This is a genomic window from Curtobacterium sp. GD1 (assembly GCF_020882855.1).
Classification (GTDB): domain Bacteria; phylum Actinomycetota; class Actinomycetes; order Actinomycetales; family Microbacteriaceae; genus Curtobacterium.
Genome location: NZ_JAFEVQ010000058.1, coordinates 1 through 4,179, shown reverse-complemented (window position 1 = coordinate 4,179; position 4,179 = coordinate 1). Strand labels below are relative to the sequence as shown.

Genomic DNA, 4,179 nt, shown 5'->3' with positions numbered 1-4,179 from the left:
GCCGGGCCCCGCGCCGGGCGCCGGGCCGCGCGCGCCGCGCCGCCCGCGCCGCGCCCTACGTCCGCAGCACCACGTCCGCCAGCTCCGCCGGCCGCTCGGCAGCGATGAACGCCGCCTCCTGCGCCGCCCACCGGTCCCACTCCCGCGCGAAGGACTCGCCGTCACGCCCGATCGCCCGCTCCCACCGGGTGTCGTCGTCGGCCTCGAGCCACACCCGCAACGACGCGAGCGGAGCCGAGCCCCGGGACAGCGCACCGCACCCCTCGACCACGATCGGCTGCCCGGGGTCGACGGCGGCCCACCCCGCCGGGCGCGAGGTCGCCCAGTCCCACCGTCGGTAGCCGGAGCGTTCCCCGAGGACGTCGGTCACCACGGCCTCCGCGGCGGCCCGCAACCCGTCCCATCCCGGGTAGACGTCGTCGAGGTGGACGACCTGCGCGCCGAGCCGCTCCGCCAGGGAATCGCCGAGCGTCGTCTTGCCCGTGCCCGACCTGCCGTCGACGAGCACGACGAGTCGCGTTCCGGAGGCGGCCGCGACCCCGGCGGCCGCGGCGGCGAGGCCCTCGACGAGCGAGTCCCCGGGGCCCGGAAGCCGGCCGACGGGCCGCCCCGACGCACCACTCGCGCCGCGCGCGCCACCCACGTCGGGTTCCCCCTCAGGCACGCCACGTCCCCGCACCCACGGCCACCGCGATCGACACGACGCCGATCCCGACGAGCACGCCGACCATCGCCCACTCCGGCCCCGCGAACCGCACACTCCGCGCCCACGTCCGCCGCCCGGGAGCGCCGAATCCCCGCGACTCCATCGCCACCGCCAGCGTCGTCGCCCGCCGCAGCGCCAGCACGAGCAGCGCGAACGCCATCGACGCGCCACGCCGCAGCCGTCCGGTGTCCGCGACGCCGCGGGCCCGACGGGCCATGCCGAGCTGTCGCCAGTCGTCCCCGAGGAGCGTCATCATCCGGATCGCCGCGAGCGCTCCGAGCACGAACCGTGCCGGCAGCCGCAGGAGCTGCGCGAGCCCGTCCGCGAGGTCGGTCGGGTCCACCCGCACGAACAACGCCACCGCCGGCAGCCCGATCGCCAGGACACGGAGCGCCGTCGCGAGCGCGAGTGCGAGCGACCCGTCGGTGACGTGCGCGAACCCGAGGTCGAACCAGGACCGCCCGGACGGCCGCCCGTACAACGCGATGCTCAGCGCGGTCAGCGGCACCGCGACCAGGACCGGCGAGGTCCGCAGCAGCAGCGTGCGGAGCGGGATCCGCAGGAGCGGCAGGAGCAGGAGTTCGAGACCGAGCGCGACCGCCGCGGACACGACGTCGAGGCTGAGCACCAGGCACACGCCGAGCGCGAGGACGCCCAGCAGCGAGGCCACCGGCTGGACTCCGCGGACGCCGCGCGCACGCGTGGTGCCGTCGGGTGGTCCAGGAGGCGCGGCTCGTCCGGGCAGACCGGCCGCGGCCTGGTCGGCGGTCACGGTTGCACCTCCGTGGCCGGGTCGCGCAGGCCGGCCACCGGCCCGGCGGTGCTCGCCCCCGTCGCCCCTGTCGCCCCGAGCACGATCTCGTCCGCGTCGAGCGCGCGGACGAGGTCCTGGTCGTGCGTCACGGCGACGATCGCCGTGCCGGAGTCGGCGAGCTCGCCGAGCCGGTCCACCACGGCCTGCCACGTCGCCCGGTCCTGACCGGAGGTCGGCTCGTCGAGCACGACGACGGGCGGCCGGGAGGCGATGACCGTCCCGATCGCCAACCGCCGCTGCTCACCGCCAGACAGCGTGAAGGGGTTGGCGTCGGCGAGGTGCGCGAGGCCGAACGCGTCGAGGAGCTCGTCGACCCGGGCGTCGACGTCCGCCGCTCCGAGGGCGCGGGGGCCGACGGCCAGCTCCTCACGCACGGTGCGGGCGACGAACTGGTGCTCCGGGTCCTGGAAGACCGTGCCGATCCGACCTGCCAGCTGCCTGCTCGTCCACGCGGCGGGGGCGTCACCGATGCCGTCGGCGAGTGCCGTGCCCGCGCGGAGCGACCCTGCGGCGGGGTGCAGGAGCCCGGCGAGCGTGAGGCCGAGCGTCGACTTGCCGATGCCGTTCGGCCCGGTGACCGCGAGGACCCGTCCGGCCCGGACGTCGAGGTCGATCCCGCTCCCGACTGGCTGCCGCCTGCCCCGGGCGGTCCCGAGCCCCCGCGCCGCGAGCAGCACCGGGTCCCGATCGCCGAGCGGGCGGAACCCGTCCGCTCCCCCGTTGTCGGCCCCGCGCATTCCGCCCACTCGCGGTCCCGCGGCGCCGAGCGGGCGGACTCCGTCCGGTCCCCCGTTGTCGGCCCCGTGCATTTTGCCCGCTCGCGGAGACAAGCGGGTACCCCGACGCGCGGAACCCTGTTCGGGCTCGGACCCGGGCACCCAGACGCCGGCGGCGGTCAACGCCGGACCGTGTTCGGCGAGCACGTCCGCAGGCGCACCGTCCGCGACGACACCCCCGGCCGGCTCCAGCAGCACGAGTCGGTCGACCAGGTCCAGCCAGGTCCCGATGCGGTGCTCGACGACGAGTAGTGAACACCCGGTCTCATCGAGCAGCGCCCGCACGGCGTCGTGCACCTGCACCACGCCGGAGGGGTCGAGGTTCGCGCAGGGCTCGTCGAGCACGAGGACACCCGGGCGCATGGCGAGCACGCCCGCGAGCGCCAACCGCTGCCGCTGCCCGCCGGAGAGCATCGTGGTGGACCGGTCGAGCGGCAGGTCGAGCCCGACGACGTCGAGGGCCGACCGGACGCGCTGCCAGATCTCGTCCCGTGGGACGCCGGCGTTCTCGCAGCCGAACGCCACGTCGTCGCCGACGCGGGACATCACCGTGTGCGCCTCGGGGTCCTGCATGACGAGGCCGACGCGCCCGCGGGCCGCGCGCGGTTCGGCACCGTCGACGAGGACCGAGCCCTGGACGGAGGCCGCGGTGTCGTCGGCGGCGTCCGGCTCGTCCGGGAGCACGCCCGCGACCGCCCGCAGCAGCGTCGACTTGCCGGCGCCCGAGGGACCGACGATCGCGACCCGCTCCCCCGGCTCGACGGTCAGGTCGACGCCGCGGACGGCCCAGGCGTCACGTTCCGCGTACCGCCAGCCCCAGTCGGAGAAGGTGACCCGCGCGGCTGCCACGGTCACGCGACGGTGCGAAGACCGCGTCTGGAGTGCTCACGGCCCGCCGCGAACGACGACAGGACGCCGGTCGCAGCGAGCGCTCGGACGAGGAACCACGAGCCGACGCCCGCGATCAGCGCACCGGAGACGATCGCCGAGACGACGTAGACGACCTTGAACGCCAGGTCGAGTCCGGGGTACCAGAGCACCGTGTCGTTCAGCCCGAGGGCCAGACCGGCCGCGGCACCGGCGAGCACGACCACCGGCAGGCGGTACACGCGGTACAGGAAGAGCGCGAGCACCAGCTCGGCGCCGAGGCCCTGCACGAGGCCGGCCTCGAGCGTCAGCCAGCCCCACTGCGTGCCGAGGAGCGCCTCAATCGAGGCGGCCACCATCTCGGCGTAGAGGGCCGCTCCGGGCTTCCGGACGATGATCGCGACGACGGGCCCGGCGAGCAGCCACACCCCGCCGAAGAGCGCCTGCGTGCCGGGGAGCACGAGCGCGGCGACGGCGCTGATCGGCTCGTAGCCGAACTCCCAGAGCTTGAAGACGACACCGATCGCGACGGCGAGCACGCTCGCCACGACGATGTCGACGACCCGCCAGCGCAGCGAGCGCCTGACGGGGGTGGACGGAACAGCAGTGTGCGTGCTCGTGGACATGGCCCTGGACTCCTCCCTGCGCCGGCATGATCCGGATCAGGTTCGACGGTCGGAGCGCCACTCGCTCCCTCTCAGCCCGGCGATCCCGGACTCCCGTGTGTGTCCCGCCATTGTAGACGTGGTCGCGACCCGGTGACGGATCGCGACCACAGGACGTCCTGGAGGCGCGGGGCGGGCCCGCACCGCGCCTCCAGGTCCGTCAGTGGGTCACTTCTTCAGGACGCGGACCAGCTTGCGCAGGACGGTGCCGGTCACCCAGATGACCGGGACGCTCACCGCGAGGAGGGAGATCAGGTTCGGCTCGAACTCGAGGTCCTTGCCGGGGCGTCGGACGTAGGCGCCGATCGGGATGGAGACGGCACCGCCGCCCCCGCCACCGTTGTCGTCGCC

The 4,179-nt window shown here is 75.3% G+C and carries 4 protein-coding genes, 1 pseudogene and 1 riboswitch; all 5 genes and pseudogenes read right to left on the bottom strand.

All coding sequences use genetic code 11. The annotated features are described in order from the left end of the window. Positions 1-55: 55 nt before the first annotated feature. A complete protein-coding gene (locus JSX79_RS17920; RefSeq protein ID WP_229087549.1) occupies positions 56-643 on the bottom strand; it encodes an AAA family ATPase in 588 nt (195 codons plus the stop codon). 13 nt (positions 644-656) lie between these two features. After that, positions 657-1,478, bottom strand: a complete 822-nt coding sequence (locus tag JSX79_RS17915; RefSeq protein ID WP_229087548.1) for an energy-coupling factor transporter transmembrane protein EcfT — start codon at positions 1,476-1,478, stop codon at positions 657-659. Continuing rightward, positions 1,475-3,151, bottom strand: coding sequence for an ABC transporter ATP-binding protein (locus JSX79_RS17910; protein ID WP_229087546.1), 1,677 nt, complete (start codon positions 3,149-3,151; stop codon positions 1,475-1,477). Before JSX79_RS17910 ends, JSX79_RS17915 begins: the two co-directional genes overlap by 4 nt. Further along, complete coding sequence (locus JSX79_RS17905) at positions 3,148-3,789, bottom strand: ECF transporter S component (protein ID WP_229087544.1); 642 nt, start codon at positions 3,787-3,789, stop codon at positions 3,148-3,150. The genes JSX79_RS17910 and JSX79_RS17905 overlap by 4 nt, the downstream gene beginning before the upstream one ends. Further along, positions 3,786-3,895: riboswitch (TPP riboswitch) on the bottom strand. It overlaps the preceding gene by 4 nt. A gap of 101 nt (positions 3,896-3,996) precedes the next feature. Next, a pseudogene (locus tag JSX79_RS17900) lies at positions 3,997-4,179 on the bottom strand (hypothetical protein); the annotation flags it as partial.

What these genes read in the sequence shown, in the direction of transcription:
- JSX79_RS17905 (WP_229087544.1), bottom strand. Translation starts at nt 3,789, where the DNA reads ATGTCCACGAGCACGCACACTGCTGTTCCGTCCACCCCCGTCAGGCGC.